This is a genomic window from Actinomadura sp. 7K507, from assembly GCF_004348425.1.
Lineage (GTDB): Bacteria > Actinomycetota > Actinomycetes > Streptosporangiales > Streptosporangiaceae > Spirillospora.
In genome coordinates this window covers 1-688 of the sequence record NZ_SMKK01000555.1, presented here as the reverse complement: position 1 = coordinate 688, position 688 = coordinate 1, and the positions used below count along the sequence as shown (strand labels likewise).

The following is a 688-nucleotide window of genomic DNA, read 5'->3' as shown; positions in this document are numbered from 1 at the left end:
CCGCCTGGCGGAGCGATTCGACGAAGCTCTTCGCGTCCTCCTCGCCTTCGTCGTCCTCCGGACGCGCCAGGCGCTTGCGGATGATCCATTGGTCGACGGTGAGCCGGCCGCCGCCGCCCGCGGCGAACAGGAGGCTGGCCATGCCGAGGACGAGGACGAGTTCGAAGCCGTTCTCGACCGTCGTGCCGTCCACGAGGAAGAGGCCCTCGGCGGCGTGGACGAACACGAACGCGCCGACCATGTCCACGAACAGCAGGGCACCGGTGATGGGCAGGCCCAGCCCGGCGATCAGCGCGGCGCCGCCGAGCAGTTCGACGAACGCGGAGTAGACGGCGGCGGCGGTCGGGAGCGGTACGCCGAGGTCGTCGAACGACCCGCTGGTGGCGGTGACGCCCGCCTCGATCTTCTGCCAGCCGTGGGCCATGAACACGACGCCCACGCCGACCCGTGCGAGGACTGCCGCGATGTCGTAGAGCGGCCGGGTGCGCATGCCATCGACTCCTTCAGCGGGGGACACCGGCCCGGTTATCCGGCGTGGCGTATGGCGTCCGCCGGACGGGTCGCGCGAACATACCAGGCGGAGTGCGGCGAGTTCGGAGAAATGCGGAAGATCACCTTTTGGTGGGATTCCGCCTCGGTTCGTCCCCCGGTCAGCGGGTCCGGCCGCGGGGCTTCAGGCGTGTGGCGG

General features: G+C 70.5%; 1 protein-coding gene. It reads right to left on the bottom strand.

What is annotated here, in order from left to right:
* The coding region (locus E1285_RS45220) for a DoxX family protein (protein ID WP_132161055.1) at positions 1 to 490 on the bottom strand (490 nt) is incomplete at its 3' end.
* Between the last annotated feature and the right edge of the window lie 198 nt (positions 491 to 688).